Origin of the sequence: Pseudomonas cedrina subsp. cedrina (genome assembly GCF_001983175.1) — a bacterium.
Lineage (GTDB): Bacteria > Pseudomonadota > Gammaproteobacteria > Pseudomonadales > Pseudomonadaceae > Aquipseudomonas > Aquipseudomonas cedrina.
In genome coordinates, this window is the sequence record NZ_MNPW01000018.1 from 23320 (window position 1) to 43907 (window position 20588).

The following is a 20588-nucleotide window of genomic DNA, read 5'->3' on the forward strand; positions in this document are numbered from 1 at the left end:
ACGTTTATTTCAGAGAGCACGAAGGATGGCATTGGTAATTTTTGACCTGGACGACACCCTGATCCACGGCGACTGCGCGACCCTGTGGAGCGAACAGATGGGCCGCCTGGGCTGGGTCGACCCGGAATCGTTCATGCGCAGGAACAATGAACTGATGGACGCCTACAGCCAAGGCAAGCTGAAGATGGAAGACTTCATGGACTTCAGCCTGGAGCCGATGATCGGCCGCACACCGGCAGAAATCGAGCACCTTGTCGAACCCTGGGTCGAGGACGTGATCGAGCCGTTGATCTACAGCGATGCCACCAGAACCATCGCCCGTCACCGCGCAAACGGTGACCGGATCCTGGTGATCTCCGCGTCGGGCACGCACCTGGTCACGCCGATTGCGGCGCGGATCGGCATCGATGAAGTGCTGGGGATCAACCTTGACGTCAGCCATGGCGTATACAGCGGGCGCACGGCCGGCGTACTGACCTATCGCGAAGGCAAGATCACGCGGTTGCTGGAATGGTTGGAGCAGGAAGGTGAAACGTTGGAAGGGGCGTACTTCTATTCGGACTCGCGCAATGATCTGCCGTTGCTGCTGAAGGTCGATCACCCGCAAGTCGTGAACCCTGATCCGGTGTTGCGCGAACATGCCGCAAAAGCCGGCTGGCCCATTCACCATTGGGCCTGACTACGCCCTTGAATTGAAAACCCAATCCCTGTGGGAGCTGGCTTCCAGCTCCCACATTGACTGCATTGCAAATTGAACCTGGCCTACATCGCCTGTAGGACCGGGTTGTTCTAACAACGTCACATGACCGTCAACGCCTTGCAATGCTCTCACAGTGCCTCCATAGTGAGTCTGGACTGAGCCCGTCGCTGTACCGCCGGGCTTTTTGCATTATGCGACCGGACCATATGGAACCGGCTCCCTCAAAGACGGCCTAATATGCGTTATCAATTGCCCCCGCGTCGAATCAGCATGAAGCATCTGTTCCCAAGCACCGCCCTCGCTCTTTTCATTGGTCTCGGCTTCGCGTCGATGTCGACCAATACGTTCGCTGCCAACAGCTGGGACAACCTTCAGCCGGATCGCGATGAGGTGATTGCCAGCCTCAACGTCGTCGAGTTGCTCAAGCGTCATCACTACAGCAAGCCGCCGCTGGACGACGCTCGCTCGGTGATCATCTACGACAGCTACCTCAAGCTGCTGGACCCGTCGCGCAGCTACTTCCTGGCCAGCGATATCGCTGAGTTCGACAAGTGGAAGACCCAGTTCGACGACCTCCTCAAGAGCGGCGACCTGCAGCCCGGCTTCACCATCTACAAGCGTTACCTGGACCGCGTCAAAGCGCGTCTGGACTTCGCCCTGGGTGAGTTGAACAAAGGCGTCGACAAGCTCGACTTCACCCAGAAGGAAACCCTCCTGGTGGACCGCAAGGACGCCCCTTGGCTGACCAGCAACGCCGCGCTTGACGACCTGTGGCGCAAACGCGTCAAGGACGAAGTGCTGCGCCTGAAGATCGCCGGTAAAGAACCCAAGGCCATCCAGGAACTGTTGACCAAGCGCTACAAGAATCAGCTCGCGCGCCTGGACCAGACCCGCGCCGAAGATATCTTCCAGGCCTATATCAACACTTTCGCGATGTCCTACGACCCGCACACCAATTATCTGTCGCCAGATAACGCGGAAAATTTCGATATCAATATGAGTCTGTCGCTGGAAGGCATCGGTGCCGTCCTGCAAAGCGACAATGACCAGGTCAAGATCGTGCGCTTGGTGCCGGCAGGTCCGGCGGACAAGACCAAGCAGGTTGCCCCGGCCGACAAGATCATCGGCGTGGCCCAGGCTGACAAAGAGATGGTCGACGTGGTCGGCTGGCGCCTGGATGAAGTGGTCAAGCTGATCCGCGGGCCGAAAGGCAGCGTGGTGCGCCTGGAAGTGATTCCGCACACCAACGCACCGAACGACCAGACCAGCAAGATCGTGTCCATTACGCGTGAAGCGGTGAAGCTCGAAGACCAGGCCGTGCAGAAGAAAGTCCTCAACCTCAAGCAGGATGGCAAGGACTACAAGTTGGGCGTGATTGAAATCCCAGCCTTCTACCTGGACTTCAAGGCTTTCCGTGCCGGCGACCCGGACTACAAGTCCACCACCCGCGACGTGAAGAAAATCCTGACCGAGCTGCAGAAGGAAAAAGTCGACGGCGTGGTGATCGACCTGCGCAACAACGGCGGCGGTTCCTTGCAGGAAGCCACCGAGCTGACCAGCCTGTTCATCGACAAGGGCCCGACCGTGTTGGTCCGCAATGCCGACGGCCGTGTCGACGTGCTCGAAGACGAGAACCCGGGCGCCTTCTACAAAGGCCCGATGGCGTTGCTGGTCAACCGCCTGTCGGCATCGGCTTCGGAGATTTTCGCCGGCGCCATGCAGGACTACCACCGCGCTTTGATCATCGGTGGCCAGACCTTCGGCAAAGGCACCGTGCAGACGATCCAGCCGCTGAACCATGGCGAGCTGAAACTGACACTGGCCAAGTTCTACCGGGTTTCCGGGCAGAGCACCCAGCATCAGGGCGTACTGCCGGACATTGATTTCCCATCGATCATCGACACCAAGGAAATCGGCGAAAGTGCCCTGCCCGAAGCCATGCCGTGGGACACCATCCGCCCTGCGATCAAGCCGGCGTCGGACCCGTTCAAGCCATTCCTGGCACAGTTGAAGGCTGACCACGATGCCCGCTCCGCCAAGGATGCCGAGTTCGTGTTCATCCGCGACAAGCTGGCCCTGGCCAAGAAGCTGATGGAAGAAAAAACCGTCAGCCTCAACGAAGTCGACCGCCGCGCGCAGCATTCCGATATCGAAAACAAGCAACTCGTACTGGAAAACATCCGCCGCAAGGCCAAGGGTGAGGATCCACTCAAGGAGCTGAAGAAAGAAGACGAAGATGCGCTGCCGACCGAAGCGGAAAAAACCAAACCGGAAGATGACGCCTACCTGGCCGAGACGGGCCGGATCCTGCTGGACTACCTGAAGATCACCAAGCAGGTAGCCAAGCAGTAAATGATGGCGAATTAATGTGATCCCTCCTTGGAGTGTCATCATATAGACATCATTCTGTCGTGAAATGAAGGACCGCAGGTTTCCAACCTGCGGTCCTTTTTTTTCGATCGAGATCGCCATGACCATGACCGAACAGCTGAATGCACTGGGCTCTATCCTGGCTCATGGCAGTTTGCACAGCCTGTTCCAACCGATCATTTGCCTGTCCGAACGGCGCATTCTCGGCTACGAAGCCCTTAGCCGCGGCCCCTCCAACAGCCCGCTGCACTCGCCAATCGCGCTGTTCTCCGTGGCCCGTCATGCCGGGCGCCTCAGCGAACTGGAGATGGCGTGCCGCGAAAGCGCGTGCCGACGCTTCAACGAACAGAAACTGCCGGGCAAGCTGTTCCTGAATATCTCGCCGGAATCCCTGATGGAAACCGCGCACCAACCGGGGCGCACCCTGCAACTGCTGCGCGACTTCGGTATCCCGCCCAGCCAAGTGGTGATCGAACTCACCGAGCAGACGCCGACCGACGACTTCGACCTGCTGCAAACCGCCCTGCATCATTACCGTGACATGGGTTTCGCCATCGCCCTCGATGACCTCGGCGCCGGGTACTCCAGCCTGCGGTTGTGGTCGGAGCTGCGCCCGGACTACGTGAAAATCGACCGGCATTTCATCGATGGCATTCATCAGGACGCGCTCAAGCGCGAGTTCGTCGGCTCCATCCTGCAGATCGCCAAGGCTTCGCGCGCCCAGGTGATTGCCGAAGGCATCGAGTTGCCCGAAGAGTTGGCTGTACTGACGGAAATGGGCGTGGACCTGGTCCAGGGCTACCTGCTTTGCCGCCCGCAAGAGCAGCCGCCGCAAGAAGCGCGCCTGATGTTGCCCAAGCCGGACAGCGCCAACGTGGCACTGAACGACGAAGGCAGTGACCTCAGCGCGCTGCTCAACGAACAGCCGGCAGTGGACCAGGACACCGCCACTGCCCAGGTGCTTGAAGCCTTTCGTCGCCAGGCCAACCTCAACTCCCTGGCGGTGCTGGACGCACGTGGGCAACCGATCGGTATCGTGCACCGGCACTCGCTGTCGGATGCGCTGCTCAAGCCGTTCGCGACCGACCTGTTTGCGCGCAAGCCGATCAGCCGCCTGATGAGTATCGACTTTCTCGCCGTCGAGCTGAGCCAGTCCCTGCAACAGGTCAGCCGCCTGCTGACCAGTCGTGCCCGGCAGCGCATCGAAGAAGATTTCATCATCACGCTCAACGGCGACTACCTGGGCCTGGGCCGGGTGATCGACGTGCTCAAGCTGATTACCGAGCTGAAAATCCAGCAGGCGCGTTATGCCAACCCGCTGACCCTGCTACCGGGCAATGTGCCGATCCAGCAATGCCTGACGCGCCTGCTGCAACAACAGCGCGAGTCGGTGATCTGCTACGTGGACATTGACAGCTTCAAGCCATTCAACGATATCTACGGCTACGGACGTGGGGATGAAGTGCTGTTGTGCCTGGCGCAGTGCCTCAACGACCGCGTCGATCCCAGCCGCGACTTTGTCGGGCATATCGGGGGCGATGACTTTTTGCTGGTACTGGGCCCGCAGGATTGGCGCAAGCGGCTCAATCAACTGCTGGATGACTTCCACACCCAATGCCGGCGCTTCTACCGTGCCGAACACCTCGATGCAGGCTGTTTCGTAGCGTTGAACCGCCAGGGCGCACGCCAGGAGTTTGCACTGCTGTCGCTGTCCATCGGCGTGGTGCATTTATATCCAGAGGCCTGCGGGCATCTGGACGCCAGCCAACTGGCGGAGTTGGCGTCGCAGGCCAAGCACCATGCCAAGAACGTTGCCGGCTACAGCATCCATGTGATCGACAGCATGGATGCTCTACCTCAAGCTATTTAAGCCTCGGCGGATTCCGGGTACGCGTATTCGAACACCCGCACCACCTCCGAGGCATGCCAGGAGGCAGCGGCCACGCCATCGGACGGCCCGCTGAAACGCCCCAGGCGCTCTACACACTCAAAGAAGCCGGTACGCGGCAGGCGGCTGGCACCCTGGCTGATCACCAGCGAGCTGCGCAACGGCTGTTCGGCCTTGGCGTCCAGCGCGGCCAAGTGCTCCAGCGCGGCGGCCAGGGTTTGCATGGCCGGCGTGGGGAACTGCAGGCGCTCGAGCAACGCGCGGTAGGTCAGCAGATGCCGCTGGCGGCGCGCCTGATCCAGCTCATTGAGCAACCCATCCCAATGCTGGCGACTGATACGTAGGCTCAAGATTCATCCCTCCATCCTGCAACGCCCAATTCCCAGGCCAGGCTGCGGCGAATTGCGGCATCCGGCTGGCGTTCACCGCTTTCGATCAATCCGAGATAGGAAGGGCTGATACCCACGGTGCGGGCGAGGGTCTCGACGGCCAGGCCCTTGGCCTCGCGCAAGCCGCGCAGGTCTGCGAGCGGGCGCAGCACCTGTTCGCAAGCGGCTTGGGCAGGCGATGAAGAAGGAGGCGGCGAAGGTTGTTGCTGACCGGCGGCCTTTAGCAGCGCCTGGTACTGGTCCCATGGCAGCACCGCGTATTCGGGTGCGCCATCGCGTGTAATTATCTGAATATCCATGACTGCCCCGTAGGATAACTGCACTTGCTTAGTAGGCTTTTTCCTTAAGCTCTTCCTTAGGAGTGTAATCCTAACAGCCACAAAGGTCGCAGGGGGATATGCCGTGTCATCCGTTTTTTTGCGGGTTTTCCTTGGACAGCAAGGCTGGCGTCGCTGGCAGGCGCTCAACCACGGCGAGCTTTTCCGGACGCTGGGCGTCACGCCACGCGCGAAAAGCGCTCAGTTCGCCGTCCAGGGTCTTCATGACCCACGCCAGCACGGCGATGTCATCGAGCATGCCAAACATGGGCAGGAAATCCGGGATCGCATCGATCGGGCTCACGAAGTACATCAGCCCCGCTACCACCGAGATCAGCGCCTTGACACTGATCGCCCGGTACTCGCCGCGCCAGTAGGCCAGGCACAGGGCCTGGAGCAGCTTGAGATCATCCTTGAGCTTGCCCAGGCGATTGCCCTGGCTTGAGCCTTTGGCGGCGACGGCAAACAGCAGCGTCGGCAAACGTCCACGACCCAGCAGACGTGCGGCCATGGGTAGGAAACGGGTGAAATTGAAGGGTGGTTTCATTTGTCACTCCAGTTCCAGGCGACATAAAAGGTTATCCACACAAATTGTGGATAACCTTGTGAACAGAGCCTGTTTTCCGGGCTGAAAGCCACGGGTTACAAGGCTTGCAGTCAGATCGGGCGTTTTTTGCGCACTGAAAAAAAACCCAAGATTTCATTGACTTGGCGTTGCTGTGCGGATACCCGTGCTCGAGTCTTATATCAGACTGTTGCCAGGTATGGACGTTCGTTTGGATTTGTAATGAGCGGGCTTGTCGAATCGTCGCACCGCCCGCGCTGGGGGGCGAAGCCGCCCCTAATCCAGACACCTCAGTTTTAACCGAAACAACCCAGTGCTTGGTTTAGGGCGGCTTCGCCCCCCAGCGCGGGGCAAGCCCGCTCACTACAGAATTGTGTAGGTGCCCGGCGAACACATGTGGAGGTAGGTAACGCCAGATACAACAACGCCCCGTCGAGACGGGGCGTTGGGTGTTCAGGCGCCTGTTACTTCTTGGCAGCCGGTGCAGCAGGGGCTTCAGCCTTGGCTGGGTCCTTGATGGCCAGCAGCTCCAGGTCGAATACCAGCACGGAGTTGGCCGGGATCGCCGGGCTCGGGCTCTGTGCGCCGTAGGCCAGGTCGGACGGGATGTACAACTCGACCTTCTCGCCCACGTGCATCAGTTGCAGGCCTTCGACCCAACCCGGGATCACGCCGCTGACCGGCAGGTCAATCGGGCTGCCGCGATCCACGGAGCTGTCAAAGGTAGTGCCATTGGTCAGCTTGCCGGTGTAGTGAACGGTCACCACGTCAGTCGGCTTAGGCTGAGGGCCATCGGCTTTCTTCACGACCTTGTACTGCAGGCCGGAAGCGGTGGTGACGACGCCGTCTTTCTTGGCGTTGTCTTCGAGGAATTTCTTGCCGGCGGTTGCCGACTCTTCGCTCATCTTGGTCATGCGTTCTTCAGCACGCTTTTGCAGTGCGGCAAACGCCTCAACCAGTTCGTCGTCCTTGAGCTTCTGCTCTTTCTTGCCGACGGCATCTTCGATGCCCTGGGCTACTGCTTTGGAATCCAGGTCATCCATGCCTTCTTGGGCAAGGCTCTTGCCCATGTTCAGGCCGATGCCGTAGGAAGCTTTCTGCGCCGGGGTTTTCAGCTCTACGCTGGTCTGCGAATCACAACCCGCAAGTACCAGGCTAACCAGGGCCACCGCCGCCGCCAACCGATGCTGTTTCATGCTATTTCCTTGTTCATGCGCCAAAAGGGCATTCGAATAAAGTCGCGAGCTTATCAGGCGGCCACGACCAATGGCTACCGGCATGTGAGCAGGAAACGTCTGATAAGTTCACGTGTTTAAACGCATTTTCATTCATGATGGAAGCCCGCGACGGATCGCGGACTGCCTGTCGCCAGGCTCATGGCCACTTGCCGCACCTGTGGCGTAGTGGCATAACAACGAGACGACTCGACAAGACCGAGACAAGGATAGCCCTCTTGCGCATTTTTTCCCGTGTTCTACTGCTGGTATTCACCCTTGTGGCCCTTTTGCTGGCCGTGGTGATCTATTACACCATCAACCCCAAGCTGCCCGACTACGTGCCGGTGGAGCAGGTGCATTACCAGGAGCAATGGAGTGCAGCCGACCGCCAGACCTACTACTTCACACCCCAGGGCACGCAGGTAAAAGGCCTGCACTACGACTGGTTCACCGCCCTGGAGCTGCCGTTTTCCGAGCAACGCTTCGCCGCGCCGGATTATCTGGCGCGCTTCGGTTTCCTGGTGGACCCCAAGCAGGTGCCTACCGCGCAAAACCCCGGCAACCTGCCGGTGGGGTTCGCCCGGCACAAGAACGCCGGCAGCAACGTCGAATACCTGGACATCACCTGCGCCGCCTGCCACACCGGCCAATTGCACTTCAATAACCAGGCCCTGCGCATCGACGGCGGATCCGCCCAGCATGTGCTGCCTTCCAGCGTGCCGACCCTGCGCGGCGGCAGTTTCGGCCAGGCCCTGGTCGCGAGCCTTGCGGCCACCTACTACAACCCGTGGAAGTTCGAGCGCTTTGCCCGCCAGGTACTGGGGGATCGCTACGAGGCCGAGCACACGAAACTGCGCCAGGACTTCAAAGCCTCGCTGAACCAGTTCCTCAAGGTGGCCTGGAACGACACCCACCGTGGCCTCTACCCTACAGAAGAAGGCCCCGGCCGCACGGACGCCTTTGGCCGTATTGCCAACGCCAGCTTTGGCGATGCCATTTCCCCAGACAATTATCGCGTCGCCAACGCACCGGTGGACTACCCGCAATTGTGGGATATCTGGACCTTCGACTGGGTGCAATGGAACGGCTCCGCCCAGCAGCCCATGGCGCGCAATATCGGTGAGGCCCTGGGTGTTGGCGCGACGCTGGCCTTTTTTGACGCCGCCGGCCAGCCACTCCAGGGCGATGCGCGCTACCCGTCCAGCGTACGCGTGCGCGACCTCAGCCTGATCGAAGAAACCTTGCAGCGTCTCAAGCCGCCAACCTGGCCCGAGGAGCTGTTCGGCGCCATCGACAAGCCACTTGCCGCCCAAGGCCGCGCGCTGTTCGCCGAGAACTGCGCCGGCTGCCATGTGCCCCGTGTCACCGAGGACAATGGCCACCCCGTGCAGCACCTGAACATGCTGCCCGTGGATGACATCGGCACCGACCCCAGCACCGCCAGCAACATTGCCGACCAGCGCTACGACCTCAGCGCGCTGCAATGGGAGCCTGCGGAACTGGCCCAGCTCAATGTCGAGCTGCACCCCACGCCAAGCGAGCCCCTGGACCTGAAGAAGATGTCCGTGGCCAAGGGCCTGGCGTACGTCACTGCCTTCGTCGAAGCCCATGCCTACCGTGCCGCCGGCGTGACCCCGGCCGAACGTCCGCGCCTGGACGGTTACGGCCTGCCCATCGGCGTGCGCGAATTGCGCGCCTACAAAGCGCGGCCGCTGGCGGGCGTGTGGGCCACCCCACCGTTCCTGCATAACGGTTCAGTGCCGACGATCTACCAGTTGCTTTCGCCCCAGGACGAGCGCAGCACCACCTTCTATAAAGGCACCTTCAACTATGACCCGCGCCATCTCGGCTTTGAGACCGGCGCGTTCAAGAATGCCTTCCTGTTCGATACCAGAATCACCGGCAACCACAACAGCGGCCACGAATTCCGTGCCGGCAAGCGTGGCAATGGCGTCATCGGCCGCGGCTTGGCGCCGCAGGAACGCTGGGCGCTGCTGGAATACCTCAAAGTGCTGGGCGGCCCGCTGGAGCAACAACTGCCATGATTATCCGTTCCCGATACGACCGACCTTCCCTGCTCGCCCGCCTCTGGCTGCGCATCGGCGCGTTTCTCGGCAAGACCTTGCTGTGGCTGGCGTGCCTCGGCCTGCTCGTCTGGCTGGCGGCGACTGCCTGGTACGCCTGGCAGCACAGCGGCCCGGTGTCGGCCGATGAGCAAGTGCCGCCGGGCGAAGCGGCGATGACCCAAGGCATCATCCAGACGGCGGTGCGCATCGTCGACCAGCACCGCGAGGGCACGCGCTACCTGCGCGACGCCCACGCCAAGGCCCATGGCTGCGTGAAAGCCGAAGTCAGCGTGCTGGCCGACCTCGATCCGACGCTGCGCCAGGGCGTGTTCGCCGAGCCTGGCAAGACTTGGCAGGCGCTGATGCGCTTGTCCAACGGCAACGCCTACCCGCAGTTCGACAGCATCCGCGATGCGCGCGGCATGGCGCTCAAGCTGCTGGACGTGCCGGGCAAGCAACTGTTGGCCGATCAGCAAACCCGCACGGAGCAGGACTTCGTGATGTTCAGCCACCCGAACTTCTTTGTCAGCGACGTGGCGGAGTACGCGCAGAACATCGGCGCGCAAGCGGATGGCAAGAAAGTGCTGGCGTTCTTCCCCAAGGTCGACCCGCGCAGCTGGCAAGTGCGCCACTTGTTCATCGCTTTGGCGACCCTGGCGCCCGCACCGGCCAGCCCGACGCAGACGACGTACTTTTCGGTCTCGCCCTACAAGTTCGGCGCGGCCAACGCCAAGTTCCGCGTCGCCCCCGACCCGCAGAGTTGCCCGCAGTATCAACTGCCCAGGCAGAACCAGGACCTGCCGAACTTCCTGCGCGGCGCCTTGAGCCAGCAGCTGTCCACCGACCGCGTGCCTGCGTGTTTCGTGCTACAGATCCAGCGCCAGAATCCGCAGAAATTCATGCCGATCGAAGACACCAGCATCGAATGGAAGGAGAGCGATGCGCCCTATGAAACCGTGGCCAAGGTGCGTATCCCGGCACAGGATTTCGACACGCCCGAGCAGAACCTGGCGTGCGACAACCAATCGTTCAACCCCTGGTTCGGCGTCGCGGAACACCGCCCTGTCGGCGGCATCAACCGCTTGCGCAAGGCGGTGTATGAAGCGGTCAGCGACTACCGGCACAGCCGCAACGTGTCACAGTGACACCCGCGCCTGGAAACATATTACAAGATTGATGAATCTCCCTGTGGGAGCGGGCTTGCTCGCGAAGGCGGTGGTTCAGTCAAAGATGTATTCACTGACACACCGCTTTCGCGAGCAAGCCCGCTCCCACATTTAATCCTCGTTGCTTTGAGCATTGCGTTCGCTTAACTGATCGGCATTGGGGCTTGCCCACTCGCCAGCAGCCATTGCTGAAAACTGCGCGCCGCCGCGGGCGGGTTACGGTGCAAGGGCTGCATCAAGTGCAAGCGCCCCTGGCTGTGCAGGGCGTCCGGCAGGGCCATTTGCAGGCGGCCGGCGGCAAATTCGCCGTCCAGCAGGCTCTTCCAGCCGAGCGCCACGCCATGCCCCATTACCGCCGATTGCATCACCAGTTGATAGCTGTTGGTACGCAGCGCATGGCGTGGGGTGTAGTAGTCGGCACCGACGCCGGCAAACCAGTCGGCCCAGGTCAGCCAGTCGTGGTAGTGGTCTTCCACGATCAGCAACGTGTGGGCGTGCAGCAAATGGTGCACGTCGCGAATCGGGCCGTGGCGCGCCAGGTAGCCGGGGCTGCACACGGTGATGACCTGCTCGCTGGCGAACACCGGCGACAATTCCAGGCCGTGGGGCGCTGGCAGTTCATCCAAGTGATAAAACAGGCCCAGGTCATATTCACTGACATCCAGATGGCTGGGGCTTTCACTGCACAGGACGCGGATATCCAGGTCCGGGTGTTCGCGCTGGAACTGCGGCAACAAGCCGGCGAGCCAGATAGAACTGATGGTGGGTGTGCTGGCCAGGGTCAACTGGCGATCGGCGCCGCGACGGCGCAACTCGGCGGACTCACGGTCGAGTTCGCGCAACAGGCGCTGGATGGTGCGAAAGTAACGCACGCCGGCGGGTGTCAGGCTCAGACCCTGGGCCAGCCGATAAAACAGCGGACGCGCCAGGTCTTCCTCCAGGCGTTTGACCTGGCGACTGACCGCACTCTGGGTCAGGTTCAGTTCATGGGCCGCCTGGGTAAAGCTCAAATGACGGGCCGCCGCTTCGAAGGTCTGCAGACAGTTGAGCGGCGGAAGATCGACGTTTCGGCGCGACATGAGCACTTCCATCGGCAAATACGGGCCCGGTTGTAACCAGGCCCGAGAAGATCAACGTGGCATGCATCCTGCCAGTTGCCGGCTCACAGCGCGACCCTCGCCACACGTTTACTCCATTGCCGGCGGTGTTCCAGCTGGCCATTTTCCCAGGCCGTCTGCTCCGCCTCGATGTAAAACCACTGCGCATCGGCGTGCACGCTCAAGCGGCTTTCCACTTCCACGGCCCATGCGTCGCGGCCGACAAGGTAATGCCACTCGATATCGGCACGGGTCGACAATGGGTCCCACGGCAAGGTGCGGTATTGCTCGGTGCAACGCTGGTCCACCGACAGGCCATGGTCGGTAAACCGCACCGCGCCCAGGTCGTCTTCGATGGTCACGCAGACTTCGCCACTGCCCACGTCTTCGCTCAGCGTGCGTTTCGGCGCGGCGGCACGCAGCACTTCCAGGTTCACCGGGGTCGCCGATTGGGGCGCCTCGAACGGGCAAGCGACGGCCGCGCCGGTAAACACCGGCAACTGCAAGGTTTGCAGGGCCGGCAGCAAGGTCAGCGTGGTCAGCTCGCGACTTGGCCACAGCAGCGGGAAGCTCGCCGTACTCAGCGCCAGGCGCAAACGATAGCCGACGGGCAGGCGCATGCCGATGTGGTCGAGGTTCAAATGCACGTCCATCGGTTCGCCCGGGACGACAGGTGTGACCTGGGAAAGGTCTTCACGAAGCGTGAGATTGAGTACGCCATAGCTGATCTGCGTGACTTGGCCATCCGGCGCCACCGCATTCAGGCGCGCGACCAATTGCCCGCAGGCGGTGTCGCTGGCCAGGCGCAGTTTGAGGCGTGCATCGCCCAGCAGCGCCAACGGCTCGGTCAGTGGCTGGGAGTCGAAGCACAGCGAATGGGCGTCATCGCGACGTTGGTCCGTGGGGCCATCGGGGCCAAACCAGATGGCGCAGTACTCACCCTGATGCAGGCCGGTGGTCAGCGGCGAGCAGATGCTGCGCGGTGTGCTCAAGACCTGCGCGCCGGCTTCAAGGCCCTCTTCGCCCAGGCTGAAATCGGTCCATTGCACCTGCGGGTCCGGCCAGCCGGCTGTCTGCACCCAGATCCCCGGCCGTTCGGCATAACTGCCCTTCGGCGGCAGAATATCCTGTAGGTAAAAAGTGCAGGATGCGTCATTCATCACCCCGTTATCGAGGCCTTTGAGCCAGTGATCCCACCAGCGTTTGGCTTCTTGCAGAAAGCCGATGGCCGGATTGGGCACGGCGAAATGCGGGTACTTGTGAATCCACGGCCCGATCATGGCCTTCTTCGGCCCGGGCAGGTTTTGCATCAGGCGCGACACGGTATTGCGGTAGGCATCGCCCCAGCCGCCCACGGCATACACCGCCGCCTTGATCTGCGAGTAATCCTCGCACACCGAGCCGTGGCGCCAGTAGTCATCGCGTGTCTGGTGTTGCAGCCAGGTTTCGGCGAGCAGCGGCATGGCTTCCAGGCGTTGATGCCAGAGGCTTTTCCAGTCGTCGCCGACCAGCAACGGGTCGGGCACCGCAGCGCTGAAGTTGAGCATGGTGGCGGCCCAACCGAAGTTCTCCATCAACAGGTTGCCGCCCTTGTAGTGAATGTCGTCGGCGAAACGGTCATCGGTGGAGCACAGGGTGATGATCGCCTTCAACGCCTCGGGCTGGCGCGCCGCGACTTGCAGGCTGTTGAAACCGCCCCAGGAGATGCCCATCATGCCGACGTTGCCATCGCACCAAGGTTGCTGGCACAGCCACTCGATCACTTCGAGGGCGTCATCCTGCTCCTGCGCCAGGTATTCGTCGGCCATCAAGCCTTCGGATTCGCCGTTGCCGCGCATGTCCACACGCACACAGACATAGCCCTGCCCAGCCATCCACGGGTGAGTCAGCGCATCACGCACGGCGGTGCCATCGCGCTTGCGGTACGGCAGGTATTCCAGGATTGCCGGGAAGGCCTGCGCGCCGGCGACGTCCGGCAGCCAGATGCGGGCGGCCAACTGTGTGCCGTCCTTCAAGGGGATCAGGCAGTGCTCGATTTCACGGACCGTATAGGCAAACTCGGTAACGATTTCCATCGGTAACTCCAAACGCATTCAGTGCGGGCAAACGGCTCCCTCGCGCCGGAAAAAAGCGCAGAGGGAAACACACGGGTTGTATGGCTCAGCGGGCGAACTCAGCCACGGAGTCGGCGCCACCCAGCTCGGTTTCAGTGGCCGGCATGGGGCTTTTCACCTCGAGCAGCGCCGGGTTTTTCAGCCAGAAGATCAGCGAAGTACTGGCGAGCAATACCAGGATCATCCCCGGCAAGCCGCCGAGATTGGACAGCATCTTCACCCCGTCAACCCCGACAAACGCGACCATCACCCACGACACCGTACCGATGATCAGGCCCCAGATAATTTTCAACAGCGGGTTGCCGTCGAGGTCGGAATCGGCCGTCACGCCTTTGCTGCACAGGTTGGCGATCACATCGGTGCTGGAGTCCGCCGCGGTGACAAACGAGATGAACGCCACGAACAGCAGGAATGCGATCATCAGGCCACTGGCCGGCAACTGCTGGAACATCTGGTACAGCACGTGCTCCACGCCCTGCTCGTTCAGCACGCGGTTGAGGCTGCCGTCGCCCAGAGCGTCGAAGTACAGGCTGGTGCCGGAGAAGATGCAAATCCACACCGCGGTGAACAGCGCCGGGTAGAGCATGTTGATGTGGATGAATTCACGCACGGTATAACCACGGCCGATCTTGCCCAGGAACAGCGCACTCACCGGCGCCCAGGCAAACCACACCGACCAGTAGAACACTGTCCAACTGTGTGGCCAGCTGTCGCCACTGGCGGCGCCGGTGAACAGGCTGCGGCTGAAGAAGGTGTCGAGGTACACACCCAGCGACTCGACGCCGAGGCTGAACATGTACAGGGTCGGCCCGCACAACAGCACGAACAGCCCCAGGGCCAGCATGATCCAGGTGTTGAATGACGACAACATCACAATGCCCTTCTGCAGGCCGCTGGCGGCCGACGCGACAAAGGTGATGACGATGATCGTAATGATGACGGCCAGGCGTAACGGCGTGGTTTCACCGCCGATGTACTGGGCCAGGCCACCGGCCAAGGTCAGCGCGCCAGTACCCAGCGACGACGCCATGCCGGCCACCAGGGCGAACATCGCCAGGGTGTCGATCAGCCCGGCGTAGCGCTTGACCCGCGCGCTGCCGAGCAGCGGCTCGAGCATGGCGCCGATGGAAAAGTTGCTGCGACGGTTGTAGAACACCAGCGCAAACACCAGCGAGGGCACCAGGTAAATGGCGTAGGGCGTGATGGTCCAGTGCAGGAACATCGTCGACATGGCAAAGCTCTTCGCCGCCGCGCTGCCCGCCTCGATCGGCAGGCTGGTCGGCGGCCCATACAGATGATAGAGCGGTTCGGCGGTGGTCCAGAACAGCACGCCCACCGCCAGCGTGGTGCACAGCGCCACCATGAACCAGCGCCACTTGCTCAGCAACGGCTGGGCGTCTGCACCGCCGATACGCACCTTGCCCAGCGCGGAGAAGTAGACGATAGCGGTGAGCACAACCATGGCAAACGAGCCGGCGCTGAACAGCCAGGAGAAGTTCGTGAGGATCAAGGTGTTGAGCTGTTTGCTCACCGCAAGGAAGGCATTCAGGTCGATGTAGCTGGCGACCACCGCCGCCAGCAGAATCAGGAACGTTGGCCAGAACACCAACGGACGCAATGGATATTTCATGATGAGCCATTCCCCTTGCAGACTGTTTTTTAGTTTGGATAGCGTGCACCGCAGCATCCTGCTGCCGGTCACTCGCCTGGAAGTCTTCGCGTGGCTATAGATAACCGTTTAAGCGGCCAAAGGTGCAATCAACCAATGTGCATGGGGGTATTCCGCCAGGTCATGACGCACCTGCGCAGTTCAAGGCGCATAGGCAATGCACAATGGCGAGGCGCGGGAGGGAATGTATAACCCGTGATATTGATCGATCAGCTCGGGGCAATTCCCCTGAATGTAGTGTTCACGTCCTTCCTCCGTCAGGGCATAGGTATCTACACTTTCAAAGGCTGACAAATACCCCCTGTAGTGAGCGGGCTTGTCCCGCGCTGGGTGGCGAAGCCGCCCCAATCGGACCGCCGCGGTGTGTCAGGTTAAATTGGGGCGACTTGTTTTGGGTCGGCTTCGCCACCCAGCGCGGGACAAGCCCGCTCACTACAAAACCAAGGCGGTTGTCATCCGCTTATGGGAACCCACAACAAACTGCTGCGACTGGGCACGAGTTTCTATCTGGAAGTCATCGCTATTGACCCGACGGCCCCGGCCTCAGGCATTTGTAGGGATCGCCGCTGCCTCTCACAAAGAAGAGTAGGACAGGGCTGAACGACCCGTGGCCTCATATCAGTGCTGAGCCGCGTTTACATTCCAGGCTTTCACCTAAGCCACGGATCATCTCCATCAATGCCTTGACCCGCAGCGGCAAATTTGCGGCCGGGTACACCGCGTGCATCTGTGGGCTCTCACCGCTGCTGGAGGTGAGCTTGTACTCAGGACAAACCCGGAGCAGGCGCCCCGCTTCTACTTCGGGCTCCGCCATCCAATCCGCCAAGCGGGCGATCCCGACGCCCGCCAGGGCTGCCTGGAATACCGCCAGACCGGAGCTGAAACGAAATTTTGGATGAACCCGAAAGCTGATGGCCTGCTCCTCACTGCGAAAATTCCACTCCTTGAGAATCCGCGGCGCCGTATGCAGAATCAGCGAATGCGACTCCAGTGCCTCGATGGAGTCGGGCATACCGTTGCGCGCCAGGTAGTCGGGGCTGGCATACAAATAACGTGAATAATTCCAGAGCGCAAAGCCGATCAAGTCGCTGGATTGTGGAAACGCGCCGCGAATCGAAAAGTCCAGTTTGCTCTTGGCCGGGTCGATGATCTCATCGGTGAAAATCACATCGATATTAACGTCGGGATAACGCTCGCAGTATTGCGCGATCAACCGGGGCAATACCCCGTGTCCGAGAAACTCGGGGGCGGAAAAACGAATCCAGCCGGAGGCCAGGCCGCTGAGACCGGCCAGGTCTTCATCCACCTCACGTTGCAGGTCGAGCATTTTGTAGGCGTGGGGCAATAAGCATTCGCCCGCTTCGGTCAAGCTCACGGCGTTGGACGAGCGATTGAACAACTTGAGCCCCACACTTTCCTCCAGGGCTTGAACGGCGCGGGTCAGTGCGCTGGGGGAGCGTCCCAGCGTCCGTGCCGCGGCGACGAAGCTGCGCTTGCGAGCCACGGTGGCGAAAGCTTCAAGTTCCGCCAACATATTCAATGCCACTGTCCACCTCATTGCGTTTTTCACAACGCGGCATTGCAACACAAAAAAGGCCCTTCCGTTAACCTTCCCGTTCAACCCACAAGGATGGGGCAAACAGGAGCGCAAGGACGTGTCGAAGCTGGATGAAGTAATCGGGAAAGCCGCAGCGTGTGTTGATGAAGCAACTCATGAAGGGCTGGAAAAAAAATCAGTGACTTCGACCCGACGGGAGATACCGCAAATTCATCTGTCGCTCGAAGAACAACGCACACTTCAGGCTGGTCTGGCATCGCTGGACGTGACCGATAGCGCCTCGGGTATCCGCCACATGCCGGCCCTGGGGTTGTTGCTGGAAAGTGTCCTGTGCACCGAGAAAATCCAGCAGCTACGTAATTTTCCCCAGGCCCGTGAAGTGGCGATGATCGTCAGGGGGCTGCCGCTGGACCCGCAACTGCCCGCCACGCCCTACGACCTGGAGCCGGGTATCGAGAACTTGTCGATTCTGGCCGGGGCTATTCTGTCCGTGCTGCAAACGCTGCAAACCCGCCCGCTGGCATACGAGGGTGAAAGCAACAACACAGTGTTCCGTCACGTGTCGCCCAAGCACAAGCGAGAGACTGAAAAGAGCTCCTATGGCTCGCGCGCAGATCTGGACATGCATGTCGACAATCCTCACCTGCCGTTGACCTGCGAACCCGTCTCGCAGTTGTCGGCCTGTCCGGAGTACCTGTCCCTGACCGGCCTGCGCTGCGAGCTCGACGTGCCGACGCGCATCGTCGCCATTGACGAGGTGCTGGCCATTCTGCCGGCCTGCGTCGAAGAAGAATTGTCACGTCCGAACTTCACCGTTCGCCGACCGGCCTCTTTCGGCAAACAGGGGAATGTGCTGGAAAACGTCCCCTTGCTGTACAGAAGCGCAACCGCTGGCCTGTATTGCCGCTACAACAAAGCGAGTGTCGAAACGACCTGCGCCAATGCGCAGTTTGCCCTGCAACTGTTCGCCGCCGCCGCCAATCATCCCGATGTCGTGCACCACATACTGCTGCAACCAGGGGACATGTTGATTTTCAAGAACCAGCAAACCCTGCACGCCCGGGATGGTTTTACCCCCCGCTACGACGGCCGTGATCGCTGGATGCTGCGTGTCTTCGGGGTCAACGATCCGGCACGCGTGGTGCCGCTGGACCCTCATCAGCCCTACATAGCCAGAGCCTGATTTCATGGTCGATATTGTCATCCTTTGCGTGTTCGCCTTCGCCGCCGGCCTGATCGATGCGGCGGTGGGCGGCGGCGGACTGATCCAGATTCCCGCGCTATTCAACGTGCTACCCACCGCTCAACCGGCGGCGCTGCTGGGGACCAATAAGGTCGCGGCCGCCTGCGGCACGGCATTCGCGGCCCGGTCCTTCGTGCGCAAGGTGGTGATCGATTGGGGCCTTGTGATCCCCGCCGCCTGCGCGGCCTTTGTCATGGCTTTCTTCGGAGCCGCCACGGTGTCGTTCGTACCCCAGTCGATGATCCGGCCGGCGGTGCTGGTGTTGATTGTTCTGATGGCGATCTACACCTTCTGGAAAAAAGATTTCGGCGCCCTGCATAAACCCATGCACATCGGTACCCAGGAAAAACTGCTGGCGATCGTCATCGGCGGCGCTATCGGTTTCTACGATGGTCTGTTCGGTCCCGGCACTGGCAGCTTCCTGATCTTCCTGTTTATTCGCTGCTTCGCCTTCGACTTTCTTCATGCCTCGGCATCGGCAAAGCTGGTGAACATCGCGACCAACGTAGCGGCACTGATATTCTTCATTCCGACGGGTAACGTGCTCTACCTGATCGCAATCCCCATGGCGGCATTCAACATCCTGGGCGCGCTCACGGGCACTTGGCTGGCGGTTCATAAAGGCGTGCCCTTTGTCCGGGCTCTATTCCTGGTATTACTGGTGATCCTGATCAGCAAACTGTCCTACGACCTGTTCCTGTAAACCCGAGGAAAACTCCATGCATCCCATGTTCGATCGCCTCGTGGCACTGCTCGATGCTCGCTCAGCCTCCTACCGGGTGTTGATGCACGATGCCGAGGGCCAGTCGGCGCGCGTCGCCGAAATCCGTGGCACCGAGCCCGGCCAAGGCGCGAAGGCCATGCTTTGCTCCCTCAAGGGTAAGGCCGGACCTTATGCACTGGTGATACTGCCGGGCGATCAGAAGCTGGACATGAAGAAAGTCGGAGCGGCCCTGGGTGGGAAAAAAGCCGAGCTGGTGAAGGCCGAAACCGCCATGGAACTGACCGGGTGCCGGATCGGCGCCATCCCTCCTTTTGTTTTCGATGAGCGGATTCAATTGATCGTCGATCCGGGATTGACCACAGGCTACGCCGAAATAGCCTTCAACGCGGGTCGGCTGGATGCGTCGATGGTGCTCGATACGCAGGATTATCTGGCGATTGCCAGGCCTCGATTGCTGGATATCAGCCAGGCCTGAGCAGACGTTTTGAGCTGGAGCAGGCAGCCAAGGACATTGCCATCACCGCCGAAGTCGGATGGACAGCGCATGGCAGGCATCTACTGTCGTCGCGTCATGCTCGGCCAGTAGGCCTGGGGTCTCGCTGGTGTGGTGGAAGACGGGATCAAGCAAGGGGGCAGCAGCTCGCCGCGACAATGCGCGGCGGCAGAGTTTCATGGAAGGCCGGATGGCGGCATGGGCCATCAGTGAGATGACTCTCCATCCTTTGCGAGCAGTTCTCTTGCCATCTCCATTGCCTGCTCATGTGAACCAGCAAGAAGCAGAGGGTAGCCCCAGAACTTGGCAAACACGACCGCATATGCCTTGAACCCAAGACGTTTTACCGAGTTGGGTTCGATCATGATCATCGCCAGAACCCACTTTCGCAATTCAACCTTGTGCTTCTTCATCCAGAGCGCAGTGCGTTTCTTTTCTTCCGGCGAGTGCTCATGGTCTTCGGCATTAGTGGTATCGGTCAAGAGTACGAAGGACTCCTCGCGCTGCAAATTAGCCTCGAATTCGTCGAAGTCATTCTGATGATCATGTCCGGGTTCTTGCGCGAAGTTCATCCAGACTAAAGGGAAGTCAGAACTGTTCATCAACATGGCGGTTTCCTTTGCTTTTGATGTGATGACACGCGGCCGCAATGGCGAACACGCCGGGCAACGTAATGAAGAACACCGCCGAAAAGGCAATGTGCCAACCGTCGCGCAACCCGTCGACGATCCCCCCGAGGGTATTCAGCATGACAAGCAGGCTGCCGAGGACCAGGGCAACCCACTGGCCCTTACGGCTTCCGATCAGTGCGACGAGCACCGTGACGATCCAACAACCATAGAAAGCCGAAGCAATCCACAGCTGTTCGGGCTCAAACGTAATTGCAGGCGTCGCTCCGTGCGCTCTCACAAAGTCGTTCACGTAGGAGAATACCTGTAGGGCTACAAAAAGTACGGCTCCAGTGGCTGTCGTCAACCAGAGCAGGGCTACTTTGTGCGGGTTGTTCATAGTC

Annotated in this window: 19 protein-coding genes; 9 read left to right on the top strand and 10 right to left on the bottom strand. The window is 60.6% G+C overall.

All coding sequences use genetic code 11. From position 1 onward, the window contains the following. Positions 1-25 precede the first annotated feature (25 nt). The 3 genes from BLL36_RS27555 to BLL36_RS27565 all read left to right on the top strand — a co-directional run bounded on the left by BLL36_RS27555 (position 26) and on the right by BLL36_RS27565 (position 4940). Complete coding sequence (locus tag BLL36_RS27555) at positions 26-679, top strand: HAD family hydrolase (protein ID WP_076954761.1); 654 nt, start codon at positions 26-28, stop codon at positions 677-679. A 291-nt stretch (positions 680-970) separates the two neighbouring features. Continuing rightward, the gene (locus BLL36_RS27560; protein ID WP_197678455.1) at positions 971-3052 is read left to right on the top strand and encodes a carboxy terminal-processing peptidase; all 2082 of its coding nucleotides are present in this window, start codon (positions 971-973) and stop codon (positions 3050-3052) included. A 118-nt stretch (positions 3053-3170) separates the two neighbouring features. Next, a complete protein-coding gene (locus BLL36_RS27565) occupies positions 3171-4940 on the top strand; it encodes a bifunctional diguanylate cyclase/phosphodiesterase (RefSeq protein ID WP_076954822.1) in 1770 nt (589 codons plus the stop codon). Here the strand turns inward: BLL36_RS27565 and BLL36_RS27570 are convergent. The 4 genes from BLL36_RS27570 to BLL36_RS27585 all read right to left on the bottom strand — a co-directional run bounded on the left by BLL36_RS27570 (position 4937) and on the right by BLL36_RS27585 (position 7425). Further along, positions 4937-5308, bottom strand: a complete 372-nt coding sequence (locus BLL36_RS27570) for a hypothetical protein (protein WP_076954763.1) — start codon at positions 5306-5308, stop codon at positions 4937-4939. The genes BLL36_RS27565 and BLL36_RS27570 overlap by 4 nt on opposite strands. Then, positions 5305-5646 (bottom strand): helix-turn-helix domain-containing protein, encoded by a 342-nt coding sequence (locus tag BLL36_RS27575; RefSeq protein WP_076954764.1) that lies wholly within the window; start codon positions 5644-5646, stop codon positions 5305-5307. Before BLL36_RS27575 ends, BLL36_RS27570 begins: the two co-directional genes overlap by 4 nt. 106 nt (positions 5647-5752) lie before the next feature. Beyond that, entirely contained in the window at positions 5753-6211 is a 459-nt protein-coding gene (locus BLL36_RS27580; RefSeq protein WP_076954765.1) for a YkvA family protein, read from the bottom strand. A gap of 482 nt (positions 6212-6693) precedes the next feature. Then, positions 6694-7425, bottom strand: a complete 732-nt coding sequence (locus BLL36_RS27585; RefSeq protein ID WP_076954766.1) for an FKBP-type peptidyl-prolyl cis-trans isomerase — start codon at positions 7423-7425, stop codon at positions 6694-6696. Between the two features lie 257 nt (positions 7426-7682). Between BLL36_RS27585 and BLL36_RS27590 the strand changes: the two genes are divergently transcribed. Then, positions 7683-9491: a di-heme-cytochrome C peroxidase gene (locus BLL36_RS27590; protein ID WP_076954767.1), complete on the top strand. Its 1809-nt coding sequence runs from the start codon at positions 7683-7685 to the stop codon at positions 9489-9491. Further along, positions 9488-10657, top strand: coding sequence for a catalase family protein (locus BLL36_RS27595; RefSeq protein WP_076954768.1), 1170 nt, complete (start codon positions 9488-9490; stop codon positions 10655-10657). Before BLL36_RS27590 ends, BLL36_RS27595 begins: the two co-directional genes overlap by 4 nt. A gap of 164 nt (positions 10658-10821) precedes the next feature. Here BLL36_RS27595 and BLL36_RS27600 read toward each other — a convergent pair whose 3' ends face one another. The 3 genes from BLL36_RS27600 to BLL36_RS27610 all read right to left on the bottom strand — a co-directional run bounded on the left by BLL36_RS27600 (position 10822) and on the right by BLL36_RS27610 (position 15519). Beyond that, positions 10822-11757 (bottom strand): LysR substrate-binding domain-containing protein, encoded by a 936-nt coding sequence (locus tag BLL36_RS27600; protein WP_076954769.1) that lies wholly within the window; start codon positions 11755-11757, stop codon positions 10822-10824. An 83-nt stretch (positions 11758-11840) separates the two neighbouring features. After that, entirely contained in the window at positions 11841-13850 is a 2010-nt protein-coding gene (locus BLL36_RS27605; protein WP_076954770.1) for a CocE/NonD family hydrolase, read from the bottom strand. A gap of 85 nt (positions 13851-13935) precedes the next feature. Next, positions 13936-15519 (bottom strand): BCCT family transporter, encoded by a 1584-nt coding sequence (locus BLL36_RS27610; RefSeq protein ID WP_076954771.1) that lies wholly within the window; start codon positions 15517-15519, stop codon positions 13936-13938. Positions 15520-15933: 414 nt separating this feature from the next. Between BLL36_RS27610 and BLL36_RS31835 the strand changes: the two genes are divergently transcribed. Further along, the gene (locus tag BLL36_RS31835; RefSeq protein WP_394329504.1) at positions 15934-16158 is read left to right on the top strand and encodes a VOC family protein; all 225 of its coding nucleotides are present in this window, start codon (positions 15934-15936) and stop codon (positions 16156-16158) included. Between the two features lie 13 nt (positions 16159-16171). On the opposite strand, the gene BLL36_RS27620 is transcribed toward BLL36_RS31835, so the two are convergent. Next, a complete protein-coding gene (locus tag BLL36_RS27620) occupies positions 16172-17104 on the bottom strand; it encodes a LysR family transcriptional regulator (protein ID WP_076954772.1) in 933 nt (310 codons plus the stop codon). Positions 17105-17213: 109 nt separating this feature from the next. Between BLL36_RS27620 and BLL36_RS27625 the strand changes: the two genes are divergently transcribed. From BLL36_RS27625 to BLL36_RS27635, 3 genes are read left to right on the top strand one after another with little or no spacing between them, the layout of a single operon-like run. Then, positions 17214-18299, top strand: a complete 1086-nt coding sequence (locus BLL36_RS27625) for a TauD/TfdA family dioxygenase (RefSeq protein WP_076954773.1) — start codon at positions 17214-17216, stop codon at positions 18297-18299. A gap of 4 nt (positions 18300-18303) precedes the next feature. Beyond that, positions 18304-19062, top strand: a complete 759-nt coding sequence (locus BLL36_RS27630; protein WP_076954774.1) for a sulfite exporter TauE/SafE family protein — start codon at positions 18304-18306, stop codon at positions 19060-19062. Positions 19063-19078: 16 nt separating this feature from the next. Next, complete coding sequence (locus BLL36_RS27635) at positions 19079-19558, top strand: YbaK/prolyl-tRNA synthetase associated domain-containing protein (RefSeq protein ID WP_083735347.1); 480 nt, start codon at positions 19079-19081, stop codon at positions 19556-19558. Between the two features lie 224 nt (positions 19559-19782). Here the strand turns inward: BLL36_RS27635 and BLL36_RS27640 are convergent, their stop codons facing one another. Beyond that, positions 19783-20184, bottom strand: coding sequence for a hypothetical protein (locus BLL36_RS27640; RefSeq protein ID WP_076954775.1), 402 nt, complete (start codon positions 20182-20184; stop codon positions 19783-19785). Further along, entirely contained in the window at positions 20165-20584 is a 420-nt protein-coding gene (locus BLL36_RS27645) for a hypothetical protein (protein ID WP_231998955.1), read from the bottom strand. Before BLL36_RS27645 ends, BLL36_RS27640 begins: the two co-directional genes overlap by 20 nt. Positions 20585-20588: the final 4 nt, after the last annotated feature.

Excerpts from the sequence above, each read along its gene's own strand:
- BLL36_RS27600 (WP_076954769.1), bottom strand. The coding sequence starts at position 11,757 with ATGTCGCGCCGAAACGTCGATCTTCCGCCGCTCAACTGTCTGCAGACC.
- BLL36_RS27635 (WP_083735347.1), top strand. The coding sequence starts at position 19,079 with ATGCATCCCATGTTCGATCGCCTCGTGGCACTGCTCGATGCTCGCTCA.
- BLL36_RS27595 (WP_076954768.1), top strand. The coding sequence starts at position 9,488 with ATGATTATCCGTTCCCGATACGACCGACCTTCCCTGCTCGCCCGCCTC.
- BLL36_RS27565 (WP_076954822.1), top strand. The coding sequence starts at position 3,171 with ATGACCATGACCGAACAGCTGAATGCACTGGGCTCTATCCTGGCTCAT.
- BLL36_RS27585 (WP_076954766.1), bottom strand. The coding sequence starts at position 7,425 with ATGAAACAGCATCGGTTGGCGGCGGCGGTGGCCCTGGTTAGCCTGGTA.
- BLL36_RS27630 (WP_076954774.1), top strand. The coding sequence starts at position 18,304 with ATGGTCGATATTGTCATCCTTTGCGTGTTCGCCTTCGCCGCCGGCCTG.
- BLL36_RS27580 (WP_076954765.1), bottom strand. The coding sequence starts at position 6,211 with ATGAAACCACCCTTCAATTTCACCCGTTTCCTACCCATGGCCGCACGT.
- BLL36_RS27605 (WP_076954770.1), bottom strand. The coding sequence starts at position 13,850 with ATGGAAATCGTTACCGAGTTTGCCTATACGGTCCGTGAAATCGAGCAC.
- BLL36_RS27610 (WP_076954771.1), bottom strand. The coding sequence starts at position 15,519 with ATGAAATATCCATTGCGTCCGTTGGTGTTCTGGCCAACGTTCCTGATT.
- BLL36_RS27640 (WP_076954775.1), bottom strand. The coding sequence starts at position 20,184 with ATGTTGATGAACAGTTCTGACTTCCCTTTAGTCTGGATGAACTTCGCG.
- BLL36_RS27555 (WP_076954761.1), top strand. The coding sequence starts at position 26 with ATGGCATTGGTAATTTTTGACCTGGACGACACCCTGATCCACGGCGAC.
- BLL36_RS27560 (WP_197678455.1), top strand. The coding sequence starts at position 971 with ATGAAGCATCTGTTCCCAAGCACCGCCCTCGCTCTTTTCATTGGTCTC.
- BLL36_RS27645 (WP_231998955.1), bottom strand. The coding sequence starts at position 20,584 with ATGAACAACCCGCACAAAGTAGCCCTGCTCTGGTTGACGACAGCCACT.
- BLL36_RS27575 (WP_076954764.1), bottom strand. The coding sequence starts at position 5,646 with ATGGATATTCAGATAATTACACGCGATGGCGCACCCGAATACGCGGTG.